This window comes from Paenibacillus sp. plas6, assembly GCF_057221655.1.
The window spans coordinates 2,337,085-2,361,152 of sequence record NZ_CM170151.1; the positions used below are offsets into that span (position 1 = coordinate 2,337,085).

Sequence of the window (24,068 nt, forward strand, 5' to 3'; positions counted from 1 at the left end):
AAACTTCTGAGTAAATGTATATTGAAAATTAGAGGGATGATTATGGAAAAACTAATAACTGTGAATAATACAGTACAAGGAATCGAACGTTATAAAAGGTATGAAATTGCAGGCAGTATCATTTATCAAGATGGAGGTGTTATCGCTTGTTTTGCTGAGCAATTATCTAATGCAGTCATTTTCCACATCGTCAAGCAACAACCTCATACATTAGTTTTATGTAAAGCTGCGCTTTCTAATCCAAAAACAAAGGCAGCGATTGAAAATATTTTTGCAAAATTATCTCCGCAAACCGTAATTGAAATATTGGATTAAGTTTAAGCTTAAAGCGTATTATGCCACAATATAAGTCAGCTTATGATCCGCAAGTATCCTTTCTTAATTTCTTTCCTTTAAGCCTGGCTACACTATCCTTTTGAATTAGTTCGTATGAAAAGAAAGCAAATCGGGAAAGTTACATTCAAATCCTATGTTCAAGGAGTGCATAATGATGGCAAGAAGAAGGCGAAAATATGTAGTTGAGCATGCGGAAAGCGGAATGCAGGTATTTAAGGCGCAAGTGATGAAAAATGAAGGATATGCCGTTGATCCGCAGCGTCCTGATGATGTTAAGTTTGAGGTAGCTAAGGAGCTTGGAGTTAATTTAAGTCGAGAAGGAAATGGCAATCTTACAACAGAGCAGGCGGGTCACATTGGCGGCAAAATTGGCGGAGCGATGGTTAAGGAAATGATACGACTTGCTCAGCAGCAATTAATAAATAATAAGCAGTAATAGCGGTAAGTTTATGTGTAATATAAATTAAAATTAAATTTTATTAAAACAAAAAACGATACGAGAGTTAGTATTATGGGATGCAGTCCAATGTAATTATCGCTCTCGTATCGTTTTTATTTTAAACCAGCATGACTTTATAATAACTTAGCTGTAACTGTAATAACAGAACTATGGGTTTCACCGGCTTGCAGTCGTTGAACCCCTTGATTTACGTTCATACCGTTTACAGGTGCCATCCATGGTTCGATACAAATAAATGGTTTTCCATCTAATGCCCAAAGCACAATATATTGATAAACTTCGTCGAAGTCAATGGAAACTTTTAAGCCTCGTGATTTATCTATCATATGACAGCTATTACCTTGCAACTGATTGTAAATGGCATTTGATTCTTGTTGTTGAAGATTAAACTGCCCATTAATTACACTGTTTGCCAACATATTATTGTAATGTTGGGATGGGATCTCTAGTTGTAATTGGGATTTATCTGCAACATAGAAATATGGATGATAGCCTAAATAAAATGGCATTTCTTTATTATCACAATTTGTAACGTTAGCTTGAACAGTTAAGCCTTCAGCATTAAGCGTATAGATTAATTGCAGCTTGAACGCGAAAGGATAGCGAGTCAACGTTTCTTCATTGTGAACAATTTCAAGTGTAATGGAAGCTGCATGTTCGTCTGCTGTTACGTTAGTTACTTGCGCAGGCAAGTTGCGAGCAAAGCCATGCTGTTTTAGCTGATATTCTTTATCTTGATAGCGATAAGTTTCATTTTCCAAATAGCTGCTAATTGGAAAAAGCACCGGATTACCGCCCCGAATATTTTTGCTTTTATCAACTAATGTTGCTTCATCTAAATAAAATACATCTTGTCCTTGATAGACGTATTTGCTAATAATCGCGCCACGCTCTGGCACTACTTCAAAGAAAGTTTGTTCATTTTCTGTGCTTAAAACATAGGTTTCAAATGCAGCTTGTTTTTTTTGCCACTTAAACATAGTTTCCTCCTAATTCTAGCTCCCGCTATGATGTCAACTTATCGAACTCTTCTTGATCATACCATGATCATAATAAATGCGCATATAAAAAAGAGTCCTTCCCAGCATAATTGCTGTAAAGGACTCGAAATGGTTGAACAATTACATTGCAGTTAAGCCGCCGTCAGCGACAAATTCAGAACCAGTTGAGTAGCTGGATTCGTCAGATGCTAAGAATAATACAAGGTTTGTAATTTCTTCAGGTTGTGCCCAACGTTGAACAGGAATCATTTTTGCAAATTCTTTAATCTGTTCAACAGCATCGCCTTCTGTTACCATAGGAGTTTCGATAACTCCAGGATGTACAGAGTTTACGCGAATGCCATATTTCGCAAATTCTAGTGCGGCTGCTTTCGTAATACCGCGTACAGCGAACTTCGAATCAGTATAGCCAACTGCTCCGCCAACTAGACCATTAATCGAAGAAATATTAACAATCGAACCGCCGCCAGCTTGTTTCATGGAAGGTAATACCGCTTTCATACCAAGAAATACGGAAACCTGATTAATATCAATAATTCTGCGATATTGTTCTTCTGTCATATATTCAATATTGGAAGCAACACTAATGCCTGCATTATTTACAAGCACATTGACATGTCCAAATTTTTTCTCAGTTTCTGCAACTACTTTTTCCCATTCATCGGCTTTTGTTACATCTTGTTTAATAAACAGTGCATTTTCCCCAAGTTCTTGAGCAAGTGCTTGACCAGCTTCTTCAATAATGTCTGTGAGTACGACTTTAGCACCCTCTGCTACGAATCTTCTTGCATGTGCCGCACCCATACCGCGTGCTCCGCCTGTTACAATAGCGACTTTTCCAGCTAATCTTGACATCTACATCTGCTCCTTTTGAAAAAGTTAAGTAAAAAAAGTATTGCTTTTACACTTTAAGTTTAACAAATAGTATTGCTATAGGCTGTGATTTTAATTACACCTGAAAATCAGCAAAATTTAGAGTATTTATCATAAAAATTTGGTGTAGACCGCAATATAAAAGGCTATTTATAATATTACGAAACTACAAGAAATGGCTTACAGTGCGCTGAATGGATTTGAATAAATTAATCGATAAACGGGAGTGATTGATGTGGTTGTAGCTGTTCAAACTTTTGGAATACCATTGCCTGGCTTTGCAGAATTCAGCAGAGTGGTTGCAGCACAAGGGGCAGTATTGATTAAAAATGATAATCAGGCATTGCCACTCCAGTCTGGGGATTATGTTGCAATATTCGGGAGAATTCAAATTAATTACTATCGCAGCGGTACAGGCTCTGGCGGAAGTGTCCATGTCACGCATACAACTAATTTATTAGATGGATTGCGTGCTAAAAAGCAAATTACAGTCAATGAAGATTTGGCACAGGTGTACGAACAATGGATTGAGCAGCATCCATTTGACAATGGCGGAGGCGGATGGGCAGCAGAGCCGTGGCATCAAGCAGAAATGCCGTTAACAGAAGAGCTTGTTGCACAAGCAAGAGCTAAGTCCTCTAAAGCGATTGTCGTGATTGGCAGAACGGCTGGCGAGGACAAAGATAATGAAATCGCTGAGGGCAGCTACCTGTTAACAGAAGATGAAAAAGCAATGCTTAAGCTAGTTACTGCCCAATTTGAGCAAACGATCGTTGTGCTTAATGTATCGAATATTATTGATATGAGCTGGTTGAACGATGAAAGCTATGTTCACCCAATTTCTTCAGTTATTTATGCATGGCATGGCGGTATGGAGGGAGGCAATGCGATTGCTGACGTGCTTGTAGGCGAAGTGACGCCTAGCGGTAAACTGACCGATACAATTGCTTACTCCATTGCAGATTATCCTTCCACCAAAAACTATGGAAACGAAATAGAGAACTACTATGAGGAAGACATTTATGTTGGCTATCGTTATTTTGAAACGTTCTGTCCAGAAAAGGTGCAGTTTGAATTTGGTTATGGGTTATCCTATACCACATTTAAAATTGAACCTCAAGCAGCAAAGCTCGTTACGCTAAATGGTGAGGAGCATATCAAAATTGCAGCAACTGTAACCAATATTGGCGACAAATATAGCGGTAAAGAGGTTGTTCAAGTATATGTATGTGCACCGCAAGGCAAGCTTGGTAAGCCAAGCCGTTCATTAGTAGCCTTTGCCAAAACAGATGAGCTTTTGCCTGGACAGTCGCAACAGCTAACGTTAACTTTCTCTGTTAATTCAATGGCATCCTATGATGATGCAGGTGTAACTGGCTACCGCTCTGCCTATGTGCTAGAAGCGGGAGAATATCAGTTCTACGTTGGCAACAGTGTAAGAAATACAGTAAGAGTTGGTTTCCAATCAGAAGCAGCGGTTAGTAATGGCTACGAAATTAAGGAAACGCTGTTAGTTGAGCAATTAAGTGAAGCGTTAGCACCTACTGTTGACTATAAACGAATGAAACCTGGCGCTCGCAAAGAAGACGGTACATATGAAGTAAGCTATGAGCCTGTACCAAAGCGTACAATTTCATTAGAAGAGCGAATTTTAAATAACCTTCCACCTACAATTCCACAAACAGGAGATCGTGGATATAAGCTTAAAGATGTTAAGGAAAACCGCGTTAGTATGGAGAAATTTATTGCACAGCTCTCTGATGAAGATTTGGCTGCTATCGTGCGTGGAGAAGGAATGAGCAGCCCGCTTGTTACGTCAGGAACGGCATCTGCATTTGGCGGTGTAAGTGATGCGCTGTATAAATTTGGGATACCTGTTGCTTGTACGGCGGATGGTCCATCCGGTATTCGCATGGACAGCGGTTTAAAGGCTACACAAGTATCAATAGGTACACTGCTTGCTGCTACATGGGATGTAAAGCTAGTTGAAGAGCTGTATGTGCTGGAAGGAAAAGAGCTTGTTAGCAATCAAATTGATACGCTATTGGGACCGGGAATGAATATTCGTCGCAGTCCGCTTAACGGAAGAAACTTTGAATACTTCTCAGAAGATCCGTTGGTTACAGGTGCTTTTGGAGCTGCTTGTACGAAAGGAATTAAGCGCGGAGGCTCTACAGCGACGCTCAAACATTTTGCCTGCAATAATCAGGAAAAATATCGTACAAAGGTCAATGCTATTGTTTCAGAGCGTGCCGTACGTGAAATTTACTTAAAAGGCTTTGAAATTGCTGTAAAAGAAGGCGGAGCAAATTCAATTATGACCTCTTATAATCCGATTAATGGTCATTGGTCTGCTTCTAATTACGATCTCAATACGACTATTTTACGTGGGGAATGGGGCTTTGACGGAATTGTTATGACTGACTGGTGGGCAGTAATGAATGATGCTATTCATGGCGGACCAGCAGATGCACGTAACACGAATTCAATGATTAGAGCACAAAACGATCTTTATATGGTCGTTAACAATTACGGTGCAGAAATTAATTCCAATGATGATAATACGATTGCTTCACTTGCAAATGGCAGCTTAACTCGCGGCGAGCTACAGCGCAGTGCAATAAATATATGTAAGTTTATCATGAATGCACTAGTCTTTACACGTGAGCAAAAGTTTGATGACAGCGTAACATTAATTAAGTCACGCCCGCAAGCACATACGGCTCAACCTGAGTCTGTACAAAATCTATCTCTTCAGTCGCAAATTAAAGCTGAGGTTAATCGAACAGTAACTTTCCAAGTAGAAGAAGGCGGAGAATATCGGATCATTGTGCGAATTATGTCTCCTCATACGAATGTAGCACAAAGTGCCACAAATGTACTGCTTAACGATCAGCTAGCGACCACTATTCAAACAAACGGAACTGATGGTAAATGGATTCGACAAAAGCTAGTGAAAATTGAACTGGAGCCTGGATACTATGAAATGAAGCTTGAGTTTATTAAGCCAGGTATGGAAATTGATTGGATTGAGTTAAAAAAGGTTTAATTAATCCATTGTATTGATAAATACTCAAACGTCTAACAGAAATAAATTTACTCTAAAAAGTACGAATTATTTTCGCAGTGTTGCAAGCTGTACAAAAGCGTTAGTATTGGTCTGACGTTTTGTACAGCTTTGTTATTTTTGCAGGAGAACAGTTAATGGTATTGCCCAAGCTTTCAAGGAATATAGTTTATGAAGAAGATGATAGAAAGCGGGCGTGAGGTTATGGGCTTTTTTGTAGAGGTAGAGTCAGGAGTGAAATTATATGTCGTGGATATTAATCCAAGCGGGAAGGAAACGATTATTTTTTTACATGGCTGGCCATTAAGTCATAAGCAATTTGAGTATCAATTCGACATGCTTCCTCATTACGGGGTTAGATGTATTGGGATCGATTGGCGCGGTTTTGGCAAATCAGATAAACCTTTCAATGGCTATACAATTGATAGGCTGGCGGATGATATTCGAGCAGTAGTGGTAGCATTAGGGCTACAAAATATTGTTTTGTTAGGTCATTCTACAGGAGGGGCAATTGCTTTTCATTATGTTGCTCGTCATGGAAGTGCTGGTGTAAAAGGTTTAATTTTGTTGGATGCAGCTGTTCCTGTCGGCTTACCGCCTGCTACAGCTGAGCAATTTATTAATATGACTTTACAGGATCGGCCGCATATGCTGCAGGAGTTAACGGATCAATTTTTCTTTCAATATGCCACAGAGCCGTTTAAGCAGTGGTTTTTTCATTTAGGCTTGGAGGCAGCAGGCTGGTCTACAATTGCAATTATGAACATGCTTAGCCAGCTGGATCTAAATTCAGATATTGCAGCGATCGATGTTCCAACATTGATTCTGCATGGCTTGCAGGATCACATTGTTCCATATGCTCAAGCAGAACAATTAAGCAAACAATTGTCCAATGCGCAGCTCGTCCCATTAGTTAATGGCGGTCACGGTGCGTTTTGGGAGGATAAGCAAACGGTTAACGATACTATTCTCAAATGGCTAGGACTTTCAACCTTATAAATAGAATGCTGCTTTTAGCCTTATGACTCTGTTGAATATGGTACTGCATGAACATGCAGTACCATATTTTTTTATTAATAATTAATATTTATATTTATATTGTATTTATACGAAATAAGTAGTAATATTAAGGATAATAAAAACGTTAATAAATAATATTTTTATTAATCTAATGATGGAGGCTGAACTTATGAGGGCAAATAAGAAGGCACAACAAAATGAATACGCTTACAACCATACTTCAAGCGTAGCAACACCTGCTGACAAGGTTACACTGTTTCGTTCCTTAGGATCCAAGCTGTTTCTGTTTTTCATTGTTAGTATGGTAAGTGCCGTTGTTGCAGTAGGTTTAATCTCGTATTTTGTTTCAAGTCGTGCGATGGAGAATAAAGTATCCGAGGTGGCAACACAAAGTTTGCAGCAAACGTCAGAAAAGCTTGATTATTTATTAAATTTCTATGAAAATATTTCACTTCAAATCGTTATGGATCAAGAATTTATGGGAGATCTATCATATCGATTAAATCTTATACAATCTGGTATTACTGAAAACCGTATGAATGTGGAAAGTAAAATTAGTAATACGTTAAAGCAATATGCAACAACTAATAAAGTATACATACATTTGTTTGATGAGCATATTTATACGCAAATTGATACAGGGCGAGATTTTGTTAATGCACTATATTCCACAGGAAATGGTACATCAGCGATAAGCTTTTATAAGCAGTATTTTGATCGAGTAATTGAAGCGAATGGTAAAGCAGTTTGGCTTGGCTCAATTGTTAAGGGAGAAGGAGAAAATGCAATATCCTATATCTCTATGGGGAAAATGTTAAAAGCTAATAGCGGCAACTACTTGCTGTTTATTGAGTTTAAGGATGAGGTTATTGCCGAGGCACTATCTAATTTGCAATTAAGTGATGGTAAACTGCCTGAGCTTGTTACAGCAGAAGGAGAGCTGGTGTACACTGATACTCCTTACGAGGAACAAGCTGATCAAGCTGCTGCTGAAAATGAGACAGTTAGTCTACAGCGACGAACATATGGAATGTATCAAATACCAGACAATGCCGAGAAGTCAGGTTCCTTTGTCGAGAAAGATAAGCTTATTGTTTTTAGTACTTCAGATCGCACAGGTTGGAGTTTAATTCAAAGCATTCCATTAAAAGAACTTACGCAAGGTATTGATCGGATTGTAACAATTACTTGGGCACTTATTATTGGTGCAATAGCGATTTCGATTTTGCTTGGCATAATCATTACTCGAATGATTAGCACTCCAATACGGGAAATTTCAAGCCTAATGAGTCGAGTGGAGCATGGAGATTTGACTGTTCGTATGCATAGCAATCGTAAAGATGAAATTGGGATATTAGGCAGAAGCTTTAATAAAATGGCGGAAAATGTGGAGTCGCTCATCTATCGCACAAGTGCTGCACTTGATTATGTGCTTGAAACTGCTGAAAAATTGCAGACAGTATCGAAAAAGGTAGATGTATCTGCAAGAGAAATTGCTCATGCTACAGATGAGATTGCCAAAGGTGCAGATGTTCTGGCAACCCAATCTGAGGATGGAAGCATGCATGCAGCTTCTATTTCGCATGAAATGGATAACTTAATGGAGCATAACGGGAATATGCAGCAATATGCCAATCATGTACGAGAAGGCAGTAGAAGTGGAATTGAGCAGATGGGAGCATTGCTTACTAAAAGTAATGAAGGAGAAAAGCTAACCCATGAGACAATGATGCGTGCAGACAAGCTGGTGTCTCGTGCTAAAGAAATTCGAAAAATTCTTGATTTACTGGGCAATATTGCTAAAAATACGAATTTACTTTCACTGAATGCAGCGATAGAAGCATCTCGTGCTGGTGAGCATGGTCGAGGCTTTATGGTCGTAGCAAATGAAGTGCGTCAGCTTGCTGATCAATCACGACAATCCATTGATGTAGTTGGCAACATTATTAACGCTATCGTTGAAGAAATTGAGGCAACTGTACAGGCATTAAAAACAAGCTATCCAATTTATCAGGAGCAAATTGAGATTGCAAATCAAGTAGATTCTATATTCCGCGATGTAGATCAACGTATGGAGCTGTTTATTTCTAATATCGAACAAACATCAGAGTCTGTTACCAAGCTGCATGTAGCGCAAACAACACTATCAGAAATGATGTTGCATGTAAGTGCTACAGCGGAACAGTCAACAGCAATTTCAGAGGAGGTTGCAGCAACGTCAGCGAATCAAATCACAATTAGCTCTCAATTAATTGAAGTATCTCAGCGTTTAAATGACTTATCTCAAGAATTGCGAGCGCTGCTTTCTCAATTTCATGTAAATAAGTGAACGAAAAAAAATTAACAATAGAGAATTGACATACCTAACGGGGGTATAGTACATTTGACATATACCATTGATTTAGTGCAGTTGTTAAAGTGTATGCGTCTTGTTAATAATACAGTCATAGCTGACAATTTGAGGAGGAAAGACAATGGAACAAGTAACCCTTCGTGTACAAGGTATGTCCTGCGGACATTGTGTAAATGCGATTGAAGGAAATGTTGGCGGGTTGAAAGGCGTTCAATCGGTAAAAGTAAATCTTGCTGAAGGCAAGGTAGATGTTGCATTTGATAAATCGATTATCAGCCTAGATCAAATTACAGAAGCTATTGAAGACCAAGGCTACGATATTGTGTAACAGGTTTAGTTTTACTATTGCCAATAAAGATCGTGCTATCTTAGCACGATCTGTTTTTGCACTTACACATACCCCATTGGGGTATGTGTAAGTAGAATTATCTTAGCACGTTACTAAAGTGAAAGTTAATAAGGATATTGCTGCAGTATGTTGTAAAACTTATACGTAAAAACTGTTTAGAGGTGGGTTATGAGTGAGAAAGAGGGCATAGATCAAAATATTGATTTAGAAAAGTTAAAAAAAGCAGAGTTTAGCGTTACGGGCATGACTTGTGCGGCATGCTCTAATCGTATCGAAAAACGTTTGAATAAGCTTGATGGGGTAGAAAAAGCTACTGTTAATCTTGCATTAGAATCCGCGACTGTGCATTATAATGCTGCCCAGCTTACGGTTGAGCAAATGCAAGATACCATAAAAAAGCTAGGTTATTCGCTTGAGCTAAAAAAAGAGGATCGAAGGGAGCTAGAGAATCAGCGCAAGCAAGAAATTTATAAGCAGCAGTTGAAGTTTTGGATTTCTGTGCTGTTTACTTTACCTTTACTTTGGGCGATGGCAAGTCATTTTAAATTTACTTCATTTATATGGCTTCCAGAAATATTAATCAACCCTTGGGTGCAGCTAGCTTTAGCGACTCCTGTACAGTTAGTTATTGGCGCGCAATTTTATATAGGTGCCTATAAGGCGCTTAGCAATAAAAGCGCAAATATGGATGTGCTGGTTGCATTAGGGACATCGGCAGCTTACTTTTATAGTCTGTATTTAACGATAGCTTCAACAGGTTCTGGAGCGCATATGGTAGAGCTTTATTTTGAAACCAGTGCGGTGCTGATTACTTTAATTTTATTAGGTAAACTTTTGGAAGCTAAGGCGAAGGGACGCTCGTCAGAGGCAATAAAAAAACTGATGGGCTTACAGGCAAAAGTAGCAACTGTAATTCGCAATGGAGAGGAGCTTATTATTCCGGCAACAGAGGTACTAGCTGGAGATATTGTCTATATTAAGCCTGGAGCAAAGGTACCGGTTGACGGTATCATTATTGAAGGTCATTCTGCGCTTGATGAGTCAATGCTGACAGGAGAAAGCATTCCTGTTGATAAGGGAGTAGGAGATACGGTTATTGGAGCTACGATTAACCGTCACGGTTTTCTAAAAATTAAGGCAACGAAAGTAGGTACGGAAAGCGCGTTAGCACAAATTATTAAAGTTGTGGAAGAAGCGCAGGGCTCAAAGGCTCCGATTCAACGAATGGCTGATACAATATCAGGAATATTTGTTCCGATTATTGTAGCTATTGCGCTTATTACCTTTATAGTATGGTACTTTTTTATTGAGCCAGGTCAATTTGCCGAAGCGCTTGAAAAATTTATTGCTGTACTTGTCATTGCTTGTCCATGCGCACTTGGTCTTGCAACACCTGTTTCGATTATGGCAGGATCTGGTCGTGCAGCAGAGCTTGGTATTTTATTCAAGGGTGGAGAATTTCTTGAGACAACCCATCATATTGATACGGTGATTGTAGATAAAACTGGTACAGTGACCAATGGTAAGCCTGCGTTAACAGATGTTATTGCAGCAGAGGGCTGGAGTAAGCAACAGCTTCTTGAACTTGTTGGTTCAGCTGAACTAGGCTCGGAACATCCGCTTGCCCAGGCGATAGTATCAGGCATTAAGGAGCAGGGTATTCAGCTTACATTAGCACAGTCAGTAAAAGCTATTGCGGGTTATGGGATAGAAGCAACTGTACAAGGAAAACAAGTGCTAATAGGAACAAGACGTTTAATGACGGAACATCATGTGGCAATCGAAGACCAACTAAAAGTTATGGAAAGCTTGGAGCTGCAAGGTAAGACAGCGATGCTTGTAGCGATTGACGGAAGCTGCGCTGGAATGATTGCTGTAGCAGATACGATTAAGGAAACATCAAAATCAGCGATTACAGCATTATATACTATGGGTTTAAATGTGGTTATGATTACAGGTGATAATGAAAGAACCGCTAAGGCAATTGCCCAGCAAGTTGGGATTAAGCAAGTCATTGCAGAAGTGCTGCCACAAGGAAAAGCGGAAGAAGTAAGACGACTTCAGCAAAAGGGTAAGAAAGTTGCTATGGTCGGCGATGGTATTAATGATGCGCCCGCGCTTGCTACTGCTGATATCGGAATGGCAATTGGAACAGGAACGGATATTGCGATGGAGGCTGCGGATGTTACATTAATGCGCGGCGATTTAAGAAGTATCGCTGATGCAATATGGATAAGCAGAAAAACGATGGTTAATATTAAGCAAAATTTATTTTGGGCGCTTGCCTACAACTGTATTGGAGTACCGATTGCGGCATCTGGTTTCCTAGCTCCTTGGCTAGCTGGGGCAGCGATGGCTTTTAGTTCTGTATCGGTAATCTTAAATGCATTAAGGTTACAGCGGCTTAAATTATAATGATAACTAATTCATAACAGTAACATAATAAAGATTGAATTCCCGTTAATTTGTACCTTGTAGATATAGACCTGATAATATTAGCAGTAGATAAAGCTCATCATTAGAGAGGAAGGTTGCGATGAATTCAGAAACGGAAAAAAGTAAAGTGGATAAGATCGGCTGGCATTGGAGGCATAGTTACGCTGAGTTGCCATCTATACTTTATCACTTGCAGCAACCAACACCAGTTAATGCTCCTAAGCTAGTTGTGCTGAATGAGCCGCTGGCATTGCAGCTTGGTTTAAATGTACAGGGCTTGACAGAGCGAGGGGCAGGCATATTGAGTGGTAATGTGGAAGCTCCAGGTGCCTTGCCGCTTGCGCAAGCTTATGCAGGTCATCAATTTGGTCATTTTACAATGCTTGGCGATGGACGAGCTATATTACTCGGTGAGCATTTGGCACCTGACGGACAGCGATATGATATTCAGCTAAAAGGCTCAGGAAGAACACCTTATTCCCGTGGAGGAGATGGACGAGCTGCACTTGGTCCGATGCTGCGTGAATATATTATTAGTGAGGCGCTATATGGATTAGGTATCCCGACAACACGGAGTCTAGCCGTAGTGAAGACGGGTGAGACTGTGCAGCGGGAAAAGGCATTGCCTGGTGCGATTTTAACACGAGTTGCCGCTAGCCATATCCGAGTAGGGACATTTCAGTATGCTGCTAACTGGGGTGGAGTTGATGTATTGGAGCAACTTGTAGAATATACAGTTGAGCGCCACTATTCTCATTTAGTAGGAAAGGACAATCTAGCATTGAGCTTGCTGCGTGCCGTTATTGATAAGCAGGCAAAACTAATTGCTTCATGGCAGCTTGTTGGTTTTATTCATGGAGTAATGAATACCGATAATATGGCGATTAGCGGACAATCTATTGATTTTGGGCCATGTGCTTTTATGAATCGTTATGATCCGAATACGGTGTTCAGCTCAATAGATACTGCTGGACGCTATGCGTATCGCAATCAACCGCAAATTGCTGCATGGAATTTAGCAAGATTTGCTGAAGCATTATTGCCGATGATTGATAGCGATTCAGGAAGAGCAATTGAGCTTGCAGAAGAAGCAATTATGGAGTTTGGCTCATTATATAAACAGTATTGGTTGAAAGGTTTACATGCCAAGCTTGGCTTAGATCACGATCACGAGCAAGACGAGGAACTCCTGTTTGAGCTGCTGGATATGATGGAGGAGACGAAAGCAGATTATACGAATACGTTCCGTCAGCTTACACTACAGGCACTTGAGCAGGGACAACAACAGACGGATGTTGAGAAGAAACAGGCTTTAGAGAGTCAAGCACAATTAGAAGAGGCTGCACAGGGAGCTTTTCAGCAAGATAAGCAACGTACGGAGTTTTTCCATGAACAGCTAGGGGAGCGACAATGTGATGCTGCTTTAATTGAACGCCATCCGAAATGGACAGCGTGGGTTGAACGTTGGCAACATAGACGTGAAGAGCAATCGCTCACACTAGAGCAGTCAGCACAATTGATGAAACGCAGCAATCCTGCGATTATTGCGCGTAATCATATTGTAGAGCAAGTAATAGCAGCTGCAGTTGAAGAAGCTAACTATGAACCGTTAGAGCAATTTGTTGAAGCTTTGCGACAACCTTATGCTTATTCCTCGTCGCAGCTTGTTTACGTGCAGCCGCCAACTGAGCAGGTAGACTCAGCTTATGTTACGTATTGCGGAACATAGAACTTAATATAATATTTTGTGGCTGAAATTTTCTGCTTGTGGTGAAAATCAAGAATGATGAGCCTGGGACAAAACCCAGCTAAATGAAAGAAAACTCCTGGTGCTCTACAAAGTAGAATGCCAGGAGTTCATTTTTTACATACAAAAGGAACACTTTCTGTTAAAATTTAAGTATCTTACCCCAAAAATTTCAAAAGAAAGGTGTTCCTTATGTTTAAAGATTATAACATGAATCAATTAGTTTTGCCTCTAAATTTAGAAGTTAAATTAGATAAACATGATATCGCATTTGCCATTCATCATTTGGTCGAAAGTATTCCAGATGAAGCGTTTCGTTCGTTTGTTCGTCGTGACGGTTGTCCAGCCTATCATCCGCGCATGATGCTCAAGATCATTCTATGCGGCTACACTCAATCTGCCTTTTCTGGTCGTAAAATTGAAGCTCTTACGAAAGACAGTATTCGGATGATGTGGTTAGCTCAAGGCTATGAACCTTGCTACCGTACGATTAATCGTTTCCGTGTTCATCCTGTGATGAAAGACTTACTCCGCCAGTGCTTCGTTCAATTTCGCTCGAAGTTAGTGGAAGAAAAGATCATTACCCAAGAAGCGATGTTCATTGATGGAACCAAAATTGAAGCCAATGCGAATAAGTTCACCTTTGTATGGAAAAAAGCCGTGGACAAACATCATGCTCGGCTCATTGAAAAGTCGAATCAACTGTACAACGAGTTATTGGAACAAAAGATCATTCCAGAGCTTGAACATGAGCAAGAACTCTCTACGGAAAACTTACTGGAGATCGCAGAACACCTTGAGCGAGTGGTTGAAAGCTATACAGAAAAGATCGCAGCATCCGAAGATACGAGTGAACGAAAACAATTACGAAGCAAGCGAAAAGCACCAAAACAACTACTCAAGCAAGTCCGTGATTGGATGGAACGAAAAAACATGTACAAGCTTCATCAACAACGATTCGGAAAGCGCAACAGTTATTCCAAAACCGATCCTGATGCAACCTTCATGCGAATGAAAGATGACTACATGAAGAATGGACAATTGAAGCCTGGATACAATGTACAAATTGCAACCGAAGGACAATACACACTGGCTTATGGTATCTATTCCAATCCAACGGACACCAAGACGCTTATTCCTTTTCTTGATGAAATTGAAACCCATTATTTTGACTTGCCTACCTATATCGTAGCGGATGCCGGATATGGAAGTGAGCAAAACTATGAGGATGTGATCACGAAGCGCAAGCGTGTTCCATTAATAAAGTATACGATGTATGAGCGTGAGCAAAAGAGAAAGTCTAAAACCGATCCATTTCAAACAAGTAACTGGCACTATGATGCCGAAAAGGATCGTTATCTTTGTCCAAATGGACAGGAACTAACGTTTCAACGCTATACCATACGCAAAGATAAAGATGGGTTTGAGCGACAATTCAAGATCTATGCTTGTGCGGATTGTACAGGATGTCCTTTCCGATCCTCATGTACGAAAGCACAAGAAGGAAGACACCGACAACTGATGATCAATGCACGTTGGGAACAACAAAAAACCTATGTAAGAGAGCAGCTTTCAGGAGAAAAAACAGGGGAGATCTACCGTCAACGAAAAATTGACGTAGAACCAGTTTTTGGATTCTTGAAGGCTAATTTAGGTTTCACTCGCTTTTCAGTTCGAGGAAAACGGAAAGTTGAGCATGAGATTGGACTTGCCTTAATGGCAGTAAACTTAAGGAAATATGTGCTACGAACGTAGCATAGCATTAGAAAAACAGAGCCTAAAATGAGCAAACGGTGAAATCTTTGAACAGATTTCACCGTTTGCTTGTTTTAAGAGACAAGTTTTGTCCCAGGCTCATTTTTTTAACGGAAAATTGGCTAGACCGTTTCCAATTATTTAATGGCATGGAAATATGCCAAGGAGTGAAGATAAACAATATTGTATGGTGAGTCAGAAAACTGTGAGCACAAAAAATTGATTGCTGTGAAAGGAGCAGTTTTATAATGAGTCAACAAATAAGGCTGGCAGACTACCGTCATATAATTAAAAATTTGCCGCCGATAATGACGCTATCTAAGGAGCAATTACTTATTAATGAACTTCATATAACAGATCTTTCATCATTAAAGCTATACTATGCCCCGCATAATGAAGTAGTATATTCTGATGCTAAACTAATGATTGTAAGTTTAACGCCAGGCTTTCAACAAATGCAAATTGCATTAGCGGCAGCTCAAGAAGCCATTTGGGAAGGAGAGGATGATTTTTCTGCTTGTTACCGAGCGAAGCAAAGAGCACGCTTTGCAGGATCAATGCGCAGAAATTTAATTGCTATGCTAGATGGTCTCGGTATTCAGCGTTGGTTAAATCTAGAAAGCTGTACTGGCTTGTTTCATGAATTGACGACTTTGCTTCACTCTACTGCCGTTATTCCTTTTCCTGCCTTTGTTAATGGGCATAATTATAGCGGAACACAACCAGATTTAATTAAAAACGACTCCATAAGACAATATGCACTGGAGCATATGATAAGGCAAATACGCATGTTTACAAATATTCCAATTATCCCGCTAGGACGCAGTGTAGAAAAAATAATGAGTATATTAGTTGCAGAAGGAGCGCTTGCCGAAAATCAAGTACTATGGGGATTTCCTCATCCTTCAGGGGCCAATGGTCATCGACAGAAGCAGTATGCAGAGAAGCGATCTTGTATGATGAAGCAAGTTGAGAGATGGAAAAATATTAAAGCAGATTGTCAGAGGGACTAATGGCTTGAACAGGTTATCTTTATTGCTACTTCTAATATATCCAAAAAAGGGATTCGGTTACAGTATATTAGCAATAGTAAGCTCGAAAGGGTGTAATGTGGAAAACAGACTAAATAAAAACAGAAGTTATGCAGCCTTTGTTTAGATGAAAGTTTACCAGACAGGGCTATATTATTTTATTTGAAAAATAAAATGATTATAAGAGTAATTGTCAGTATCATAAAAGATATTGCGTAATGTGACGTTACCTGATATTATTAAATTAAGCGAATACTTCTACTTACTATTTTTCTATTTTTTACTCTTCCTCTTCTCTTTAATAAGTATTGGATACGTTTTACACTTATACCGTAATTAAAATCTACACAATATGATTAACCAAGTTAAATTAAACTTTTAAAAAATTCGAAAAAACATAGTAATTATACAGAAGGACATATTGGAAATTATAAAGAAATGCTGGATAATACCTTTATTATATGCTAAATTTCGATTTATTTCCTTAAAATGGAAACAAATGTTTGGTATAATTGCACTAGATTTTAAAAAGTTAAAAGAAGGAGGTTAAAATCATAATGTTAGGAAGTTGTGAAGTCATTAGTCCAGGTTATAATTTAGAATTACTAGAAGAACAATTACCTCAGAATATAAAAAAATTGTAATCGATCTGATTAATAGCGATTCTACGTCAAGCTTCTACTACAAAATTCATAGAAATGAGGATTATTTTAGCATATTACTTATCGAGCAAAATAAAAAAGAAGACTTTACAGTCTGCCACTATTTAACAACTGATAACTATTCATGTTCACAGAACGATTACACATATATGAACATTTCTTTAGAAACCCTATCTGAAATATATTTGAATTACTTAAAGCAGTTAAACTATTTTAATTTTTTGTTGGAAATTACACGTTCGTATTCTTCTTCAATGGTCTTGGTCAATAGTTCAGTAGCTGTCATATTTAATTTTTTGGCAGCCTCGGCAAGCTGCTTTTTGATATAGACTGGTACATCATAATGAAATTTCACCTTATTACCATAGGCCATTGGTTTACCTCCCTTGTTCCATAACTTCTTGGTATTTTTTTTCAATTAGCCGTATGAGCAGTTGCGTGGCAGATATATTTTGTATTTCTGCAGCTTCAATCAATTTTTCTTTAACTTCAGGTTGAAAGGCATAAGGTAATTTGATTCGTGGTTCACTTATATGCCCTTTTAAATTTTGTTCTACTTGAATAGCAATTGAGATTAACTGATCTAAATTTGCCTCATTAGAAATTTCAACACCGTATCTAGGTAATGCACGAACCAAATAGTTCCGTAAAGCTTTTTGCTCTTCTTCAGCAATTTTAATATTAAGCTTTCCATTTTCAACAGTTAATGCACTATCTACATTATAGCCAAATAAATTAATCGAATATTTCATAACAAGTAACCTCCCTCTATAGCATTATTATAGAGCGTTTTGATACGTTACACAATACCAAGTCTGAATTACTTTCTGTCCTTTATTAAATCAACAAATATTGCACTGCCATATGCTCTATAGTTTTCAATTAAACTATGAGTAGCAAGAACAACTAATTGTGTTTGAGAAATACCTGTTTTTTCCGACATCTCAATTAACTTTTCTTTTACTTTGGGTGGGAAATAAACAGGTAATCGTGATGACTTGTCCCTTTCTGCCATATAATTCACCTCTTTCTAAAAGATAACATAAATAATGTGCTATGTTAACGTCTTTTTTGTGCTAAAATAGCACATTATTTTGTATTTCTAAAAATCAATGTAAAAAACCTGTTGCCATTCTTGCGTTCAATATTGATGGTCAAATAAAACTTTTGACTGATTCAAATATAAGATAAAGAAATTCATCTTTTATAAAGAGGAGTGATTTATTATGAAACGATTGATCGGACTTGTTTTAATATGTATGTGTTTACTCTCTGCATGCACGGTGAGCTCACAATCAATCAAGGAAGAGGATCCGTTAGTAAATTCAAAATCTTTGCTTTCTTCTCAGATTAATTTAGATGAATTGGAGTTAGCATCTGCAACGGAGTATCAATCAACAGAATATTCTAAAGCGCAATTGCAGCAATTAGCACAAGATAAAAATAATAAGGACTATATGCAAGTAGTTCATAATTTCGTTGAAAAAGAATTAAACAGTTCAATACTGTATGTTGATTCGCTTGATGGCTCATATAATCCAAAACGATTAACGGTTGGCACAAGCGATGGAGATGTATATTTATTTAAATTAGTCCGTTATCATAATTACAATGGAATTTGGGCAGTAAACCAATACGCTAAACTCGACAGCCTAGATATTGAACGCACTATAAAATATGAAGAGATTGAACTTAATCAAGCGGAAAAGGTTATACAGGACTGGGCCAATGAGCAAATCATGAAAAGACAGCGCAGTCAAAATTACATGATTGTTAATGACAAAGTATTTATTTTACTTACGGCAAATGAAGGGGAGAATGTAGAGCTTATCGACATCCGCGGGAATAGTGAACGTATTGTTGTAGCTCATGGCAACAGTAAACTTGATACAGAGGTTTATGGGGAAAAGCCATTTGTCTTAATTCAGGTGCATTCACCCATATTAGAAGTTAAGTTTAATCAGTTTAGCGAAGTTCAAACGGAACATTCGAATTTATTTCTTCCTTAGAAAAAAATGAGTGTCTAATTTTCCCACACATAGCTAAGCGCAAATGAGAGATACTGTCTAATGAGGTGATAATAATGGCTAAAGCAGGGATGAGACGCCCAGACCCTAAAGAACCCCATGGCACAGAAAGTAATCATAAAATGCATATGCCCAAAAATGATATTCCACCAGTCCCTGAAATTCAAGGGAAAGCAAAAAACTAATGGTTTAGCCGCTTAAAGAAAAGTAAGCAGAAAGCAAGTAGCGCTTCGGTTGCGACAGCGCTGTTTGCTATTTATGCAATGTTGCCGGAGAGCGAATTTATCTATTGAATAAATCAAATAAATTACCGATGCCGCCTTCCCCGCGAGATTTACCGCCGCCGCCTTGAATAGCAGGAGCTGCAGCAAATACACGGCTTGCCAAGCGGCTAAAAGGCAATGATTGAATCCATACTGTACCTGGTCCAGTTAAGGAAGCAAAAAATATTCCCTCACCGCCAAATAGTGCAGTTTTAATACCGCCGACCGCTTTAATGTCATATGTAACTTCCTGAGTCATTGCAACAAGACAGCCTGTATCTACCCTTAAAGTTTCACCTGGCTGGAGTTGTCTCTCATAAATCGTTCCTCCTGCATGAATAAAAGCTAGTCCATCTCCTTCAAGCTTCTGCATAATAAATCCTTCGCCGCCGAAGAAGCCGACTCCTAGCTTACGCTGGAACTCAATTCCGACGCTAACCCCTTTCGCTGCTGCAAGAAAGGCATCCTTCTGACAAATGATTTTTCCTCGATACTGACTTAAATCCATAGGAATTATTTTACCTGGATAAGGTGAAGCGAAATAAACGCGTTGCTTTTGGTAGCCTTCATTCGTGAACATCGTCATAAATAAACTTTCACCTGTTAACAAGCGTTTACCTGCACCAAGCATTTTGCCAAGAAAGCTATTATCATCTTGACCAGAGCCATCTCCCATAATTGTTTCCATTCTAATAGCTTCATCTAGCATCATTAAGCTGCCAGCCTCTGCAATAACTGTTTCCCCTGGATCAAGCTCAACCTCAACAAACTGCATATCATCGCCATAAAGCTTGTAATCAATTTCGTGGTTATTCATTAAGATAACCCTCCTTATTTAAGCATGTCCCTCGCTAATATTATACTGCCAGCTCTCCAAGTATGTATATGTGTATATCGTGCATAATGCGATCATTTGGAATTAATTACATAAAAAATATTGCAGCGGTCATACTAACGCTAATAGCTAATCGTGATGTTACATAGATAGCCATTGGGTGGAAATAAGACGAATGGAAACAGTACTTTCATAAATTTACTACCATAGGAGGTTAGTATGAGCTACAAAGATCATGATAAACATACATTAACGAATCAACAAGGACATCCTGTAACGAATAATCAAAATGTACGAACTGTAAGTAATCGAGGTCCGATTACACTAGAAAACTATGATTTTCTTGAAAAAATCAGTCATTTTGACCGCGAACGAATTCCTGAACGGGTTGTCCATGCGCGTGGAGCCGGAGCTCATGGATATTTTCAATCATACGGAACCGTAAATGGCAAACCAATTTCTCATTATACAAGAGCAAAAGTTTTTACGAATACTGAAATTAAAACGCCTGTCTTTGTTCGTTTCTCGACAGTTACGCACGGTGCAGCTTCCCCTGAGACGCTACGTGATCCGCGCGGGTTTGCAGTCAAATTTTATACCGAGGACGGAAACTGGGATCTTGTAGGAAATAACTTAAAAATCTTTTTTATTCGTGATCCGCTGAAATTCCCTGACATGGTGCATTCCTTTAAGCCTGATCCTGTGACGAATGTATCGAATCCTGAGCGAATGTTTGATTTTCTTGCAAAATCACCGGAAGCGACACATATGATTACGTTTCTGTTTTCACCTTGGGGAATTCCAGCTAACTATCGTCAAATGCAAGGATCAGGCGTACATGCCTATCGCTGGGTAAATGCAGAGGGCAAGTCTGTACTGGTGAAATATCATTGGGAGCCATTGCAAGGCATTCGCAACCTAACGCAGAAGCAGGCTGATGAAATTCAAAAGCTAAGCTATGATCATGCCACCCGCGATTTATATGAGGCGATTGAACGAGGAGATTATCCAGAATGGGAGCTTTACGTGCAAATTATGGAGGATCATGATCATCCTGAACTAGATTTTGATCCGCTCGACCCAACGAAGCTTTGGTATAAGGATCAGTTTCCTTGGTATAAAGTAGGCAAGATGGTGCTGAACAAAAACCCTGAAAACTATTTTGCTGAAGTGGAGCAAGCAGCATTCGGTACAGGGGTGCTGGTAGACGGGTTAGACTTCTCTGATGATAAGCTATTACAGGGCAGAACTTTCGCGTATTCAGATACACAGCGTTATCGTGTTGGTACAAATTACTTGCAATTACCAATTAACGCGCCGAAAAAACGAGTTGCAACCAACCAAGAAGGAGGACAGATGAATTACCGTACAGATTTTGCTGCAGAGAAAAACCCTCATGTTAATTACTAGCCATCTTTCCTTGGAGGGCTTACAGAGGCGAAAAACGGAGGTAAGGAATTTACACCATATGTAGAATTTTATACACAAGGGAAATGCCTATTGAATACGATATGCTATCAGAAAGTGAGGATGATAGCATGTCAGAGGCATTTCCTATATCAACAAGAACATTAACGGTTACCGCTGGCGAGGATAAAGTGATTCATTATCCTGAAGTGGTCGGTTTACAGGATAAACATTGGCAGAATACCGTAAATGCTCTAATTGCCAAGCAAGCGCAAGAACTAATTGATTTACAAGTAGCGGGAGATATGTCTACCGTTAGTACATTGCTTGGTCAATATGAGTTAAAAAATAATCAACGTAATATATTGAGCCTTATGCAGAGCAATTATATATATCGTTATCAAGCGGCGCACGGCATGACCGTTGTGGCGTCGCTGACATTTGATATGGAAAAGCAGCGGGTCTACAGCTTAAAGGATTTATTTAAAGAAGGCAGTGATTATGTAAAGAGTCTATCTGAAATCGTAGCAAAGCAAATTAAAGAGCGCGATATTTTTGTGCTAGATCCACCGTTTACCAGTATTTCAGCTGAACAACAATTTTATGTTGCTGATAAAACGTTAGTACTCTATTACCAGTTATATGATTTGGCGCCATATGCGTATGGCATCGTCTACTTTCCTATTTCGATTTATGAGATTAGTGATATTATTGATGAGGAAGGACCATTAGGGAAATTAATGTAGGGAAAAATCAATTTGCCAAATAATTTGAACCAGTTAACGTCAAAAATCCCCAAGGCGGTGCAAACGAAACTGAACCTTGGAAAACCATTAACCAATGGCATCAGTTCCAAGCCTTACACTAGTCTTGGGGATATATTCGTCAGTAGTAAATTAGCTAATCAGATGATACGCTGCATTATGGCAAAACATTGCCTGCTGCACGATAAATGCTATACCATTCTTCACGTGTTAAATATATTTCGCTTGCTTTGCAGCTATCCTCTAAGCGCTTCATATTCATTGTACCTATAACTGGCTGCATTTTTGCAGGGTGACGCAATAACCAAGCAATGGCGATCGTTGTGTTGCTTACGTTATACTTTGCAGCTACCTCATTAATTTGCGCATTTAGCTCTGGAAACTTATCATTGTCAAGAAATACACCTTCAAAGAAACCATATTGGAATGGGGACCATGGCTGAATAGTAATATTATGGAGTCGACAGAAATCTAATACGCTGCCATCACGATTGATTGCTGCCGCATTTTCCATATTTACATTAAAGCCTTGTGTAATCATTGTCGAATTTGTAATACTAAGCTGTAATTGATTTGCAATGAGTGGTTGCTTAACGTATTTTTGCAGCAATTGAATTTGCATCGGATTTTGGTTGGATACGCCAAAATGACGAACTTTGCCTGAGCTTTCAAGCAGATCGAATGCTTCTGCAACTTCCTCAGGTTCAACAAGTGTATCTGGACGATGCAAAAGCAGCACATCTAAGTAATCTGTACGTAAACGTTGCAAGATGCCATCGACAGATTTCAAAATATGCTCTTTAGAGAAATCAAACATTCCTTGGCGAATGCCACATTTGGATTGTAAAATTATTTTTTCTCGCACATCATCATTCATATGTATTGCTTCGGCAAAGATCGATTCACATTCCCCGCCGCCGTAAATATCGGCATGATCAAAAAAGTTTGCGCCAAGTTCAAGGGCAGATTGGACAAAGCGCTCTGCCTCAACCTTATTCAAAGAATTTAATCGCATACATCCTACTGCTACAACTGGAACCTCAAGATTAGACACACCAAGCTTTATTGTTCTCATTTCATTATCCTCCTTAATCGTAACGCTAAGCTGGAAAGTCATATCTTAGCAACTACAGATATTAGTTTTAATATCAGCATAAGTCTAAGACAGTAAATCGACATCATATGACCAATTCCGCATATCGTTATTGTCGTATGTTATGTTAAATATGTCCATATACTCAAACACAGGATTATATGTAATTTTGTCTGATGATGATTAGCCATTGATTACTTTAAGGATAACCTGTCTAGTACGCGGTCCATCAAACTCACATAAGTAGATACCTTGCCATATTCCAAGCACAAGCTTGCCTCCATGAATAATAACATTGGCACTCGAGCCTGTCGTAATCGCTTTTAGATGTGCTGCCGTGTTTCCTTCTGCATGTCGATCCAGCTCATGATGCCAAGGATATTGCTCATCTAGCCTTCTTAGTACATCTCGCACAACATCAGGATCTGCATTTTCATTAATTGTAATACCTGCTGTAGTATGCGGGCAGTAAACAAGTACATACCCTTCGTTAACACCAGTAGATTGTACATATTGAACAACTTTACTTGTAATATCGATCATCTCATCACGTTGATGTGTTGTAATAGTTAAAGTATGCATCATTGCA

The 24,068-nt window shown here is 39.0% G+C and carries 19 protein-coding genes and 3 pseudogenes; 14 read left to right on the forward strand and 8 right to left on the reverse strand.

All coding sequences use genetic code 11. The features are described 5' to 3' along the window. Positions 1-42 precede the first annotated feature (42 nt). Together AC2TDL_RS10570 and AC2TDL_RS10575 are read left to right on the forward strand one after the other, a co-directional pair. Positions 43-315, forward strand: a complete 273-nt coding sequence (locus tag AC2TDL_RS10570) for a hypothetical protein (protein WP_484696100.1) — start codon at positions 43-45, stop codon at positions 313-315. A gap of 175 nt (positions 316-490) precedes the next feature. Beyond that, positions 491-772: an alpha/beta-type small acid-soluble spore protein gene (locus tag AC2TDL_RS10575; RefSeq protein WP_484701137.1), complete on the forward strand. Its 282-nt coding sequence runs from the start codon at positions 491-493 to the stop codon at positions 770-772. 137 nt (positions 773-909) lie between these two features. Here AC2TDL_RS10575 and AC2TDL_RS10580 read toward each other — a convergent pair whose 3' ends face one another. After that, entirely contained in the window at positions 910-1,776 is an 867-nt protein-coding gene (locus AC2TDL_RS10580; protein ID WP_484696101.1) for an aldose epimerase family protein, read from the reverse strand. A gap of 141 nt (positions 1,777-1,917) precedes the next feature. After that, on the reverse strand, positions 1,918-2,652 hold the full coding sequence (locus tag AC2TDL_RS10585) for a glucose 1-dehydrogenase (RefSeq protein ID WP_484696102.1): 735 nt from the start codon (positions 2,650-2,652) through the stop codon (positions 1,918-1,920). A gap of 253 nt (positions 2,653-2,905) precedes the next feature. On the opposite strand from AC2TDL_RS10585, the gene AC2TDL_RS10590 reads away from it, so the two are divergent. The 8 genes and pseudogenes from AC2TDL_RS10590 (at position 2,906) to AC2TDL_RS10625 (ending at position 16,410) form a co-directional block, all read left to right on the forward strand. Next, on the forward strand, positions 2,906-5,719 hold the full coding sequence (locus tag AC2TDL_RS10590; protein ID WP_484696103.1) for a glycoside hydrolase family 3 protein: 2,814 nt from the start codon (positions 2,906-2,908) through the stop codon (positions 5,717-5,719). 189 nt (positions 5,720-5,908) lie between these two features. Beyond that, positions 5,909-6,736, forward strand: a complete 828-nt coding sequence (locus AC2TDL_RS10595; RefSeq protein WP_484696104.1) for an alpha/beta fold hydrolase — start codon at positions 5,909-5,911, stop codon at positions 6,734-6,736. 190 nt (positions 6,737-6,926) lie between these two features. Next, positions 6,927-9,086 (forward strand): methyl-accepting chemotaxis protein, encoded by a 2,160-nt coding sequence (locus AC2TDL_RS10600; protein ID WP_484696105.1) that lies wholly within the window; start codon positions 6,927-6,929, stop codon positions 9,084-9,086. A gap of 145 nt (positions 9,087-9,231) precedes the next feature. Continuing rightward, on the forward strand, positions 9,232-9,438 hold the full coding sequence (gene copZ / locus AC2TDL_RS10605; protein ID WP_484696106.1) for a copper chaperone CopZ: 207 nt from the start codon (positions 9,232-9,234) through the stop codon (positions 9,436-9,438). A gap of 240 nt (positions 9,439-9,678) precedes the next feature. Continuing rightward, positions 9,679-11,874, forward strand: a pseudogene (locus AC2TDL_RS10610) (heavy metal translocating P-type ATPase); the annotation flags it as partial. Between the two features lie 121 nt (positions 11,875-11,995). Further along, complete coding sequence (locus AC2TDL_RS10615) at positions 11,996-13,624, forward strand: protein adenylyltransferase SelO (RefSeq protein WP_484696107.1); 1,629 nt, start codon at positions 11,996-11,998, stop codon at positions 13,622-13,624. Between the two features lie 210 nt (positions 13,625-13,834). Continuing rightward, positions 13,835-15,382, forward strand: a pseudogene (locus AC2TDL_RS10620) (IS1182 family transposase); the annotation flags it as partial. A gap of 263 nt (positions 15,383-15,645) precedes the next feature. After that, positions 15,646-16,410, forward strand: coding sequence for a hypothetical protein (locus tag AC2TDL_RS10625; RefSeq protein WP_484696108.1), 765 nt, complete (start codon positions 15,646-15,648; stop codon positions 16,408-16,410). Between the two features lie 888 nt (positions 16,411-17,298). Here AC2TDL_RS10625 and AC2TDL_RS10630 read toward each other — a convergent pair. From AC2TDL_RS10630 to AC2TDL_RS10640, 3 genes are all read right to left on the reverse strand, one after another. Then, entirely contained in the window at positions 17,299-17,463 is a 165-nt protein-coding gene (locus tag AC2TDL_RS10630; protein ID WP_484696109.1) for a hypothetical protein, read from the reverse strand. Positions 17,464-17,467: 4 nt separating this feature from the next. After that, positions 17,468-17,842 (reverse strand): hypothetical protein, encoded by a 375-nt coding sequence (locus AC2TDL_RS10635; protein WP_484696110.1) that lies wholly within the window; start codon positions 17,840-17,842, stop codon positions 17,468-17,470. A 68-nt stretch (positions 17,843-17,910) separates the two neighbouring features. Beyond that, on the reverse strand, positions 17,911-18,105 hold the full coding sequence (locus AC2TDL_RS10640; RefSeq protein ID WP_484696111.1) for a hypothetical protein: 195 nt from the start codon (positions 18,103-18,105) through the stop codon (positions 17,911-17,913). A 211-nt stretch (positions 18,106-18,316) separates the two neighbouring features. Between AC2TDL_RS10640 and AC2TDL_RS10645 the strand changes: the two genes are divergently transcribed. Beyond that, positions 18,317-19,099: a hypothetical protein gene (locus tag AC2TDL_RS10645; protein ID WP_484696112.1), complete on the forward strand. Its 783-nt coding sequence runs from the start codon at positions 18,317-18,319 to the stop codon at positions 19,097-19,099. A 74-nt stretch (positions 19,100-19,173) separates the two neighbouring features. Next, positions 19,174-19,302 carry a hypothetical protein gene (locus tag AC2TDL_RS10650; RefSeq protein WP_484696113.1) on the forward strand — a complete coding sequence of 43 codons (129 nt, stop codon included), beginning with the start codon at positions 19,174-19,176 and terminating at the stop codon, positions 19,300-19,302. A gap of 97 nt (positions 19,303-19,399) precedes the next feature. Here the strand turns inward: AC2TDL_RS10650 and AC2TDL_RS10655 are convergent, their stop codons facing one another. Further along, positions 19,400-20,197, reverse strand: a complete 798-nt coding sequence (locus AC2TDL_RS10655; protein ID WP_484696114.1) for a TIGR00266 family protein — start codon at positions 20,195-20,197, stop codon at positions 19,400-19,402. A 237-nt stretch (positions 20,198-20,434) separates the two neighbouring features. Here AC2TDL_RS10655 and AC2TDL_RS10660 point away from each other — a divergent pair. Beyond that, positions 20,435-21,691, forward strand: a pseudogene (locus AC2TDL_RS10660) (catalase); the annotation flags it as partial. Between the two features lie 62 nt (positions 21,692-21,753). Further along, complete coding sequence (locus AC2TDL_RS10665) at positions 21,754-22,368, forward strand: DUF3298 and DUF4163 domain-containing protein (RefSeq protein ID WP_484696115.1); 615 nt, start codon at positions 21,754-21,756, stop codon at positions 22,366-22,368. A gap of 175 nt (positions 22,369-22,543) precedes the next feature. Here the strand turns inward: AC2TDL_RS10665 and AC2TDL_RS10670 are convergent, their stop codons facing one another. Beyond that, positions 22,544-23,461 carry an aldo/keto reductase gene (locus AC2TDL_RS10670; RefSeq protein ID WP_484696116.1) on the reverse strand — a complete coding sequence of 306 codons (918 nt, stop codon included), beginning with the start codon at positions 23,459-23,461 and terminating at the stop codon, positions 22,544-22,546. Positions 23,462-23,662: 201 nt separating this feature from the next. After that, a complete protein-coding gene (locus tag AC2TDL_RS10675; protein ID WP_484696117.1) occupies positions 23,663-24,064 on the reverse strand; it encodes a secondary thiamine-phosphate synthase enzyme YjbQ in 402 nt (133 codons plus the stop codon). Between the last annotated feature and the right edge of the window lie 4 nt (positions 24,065-24,068).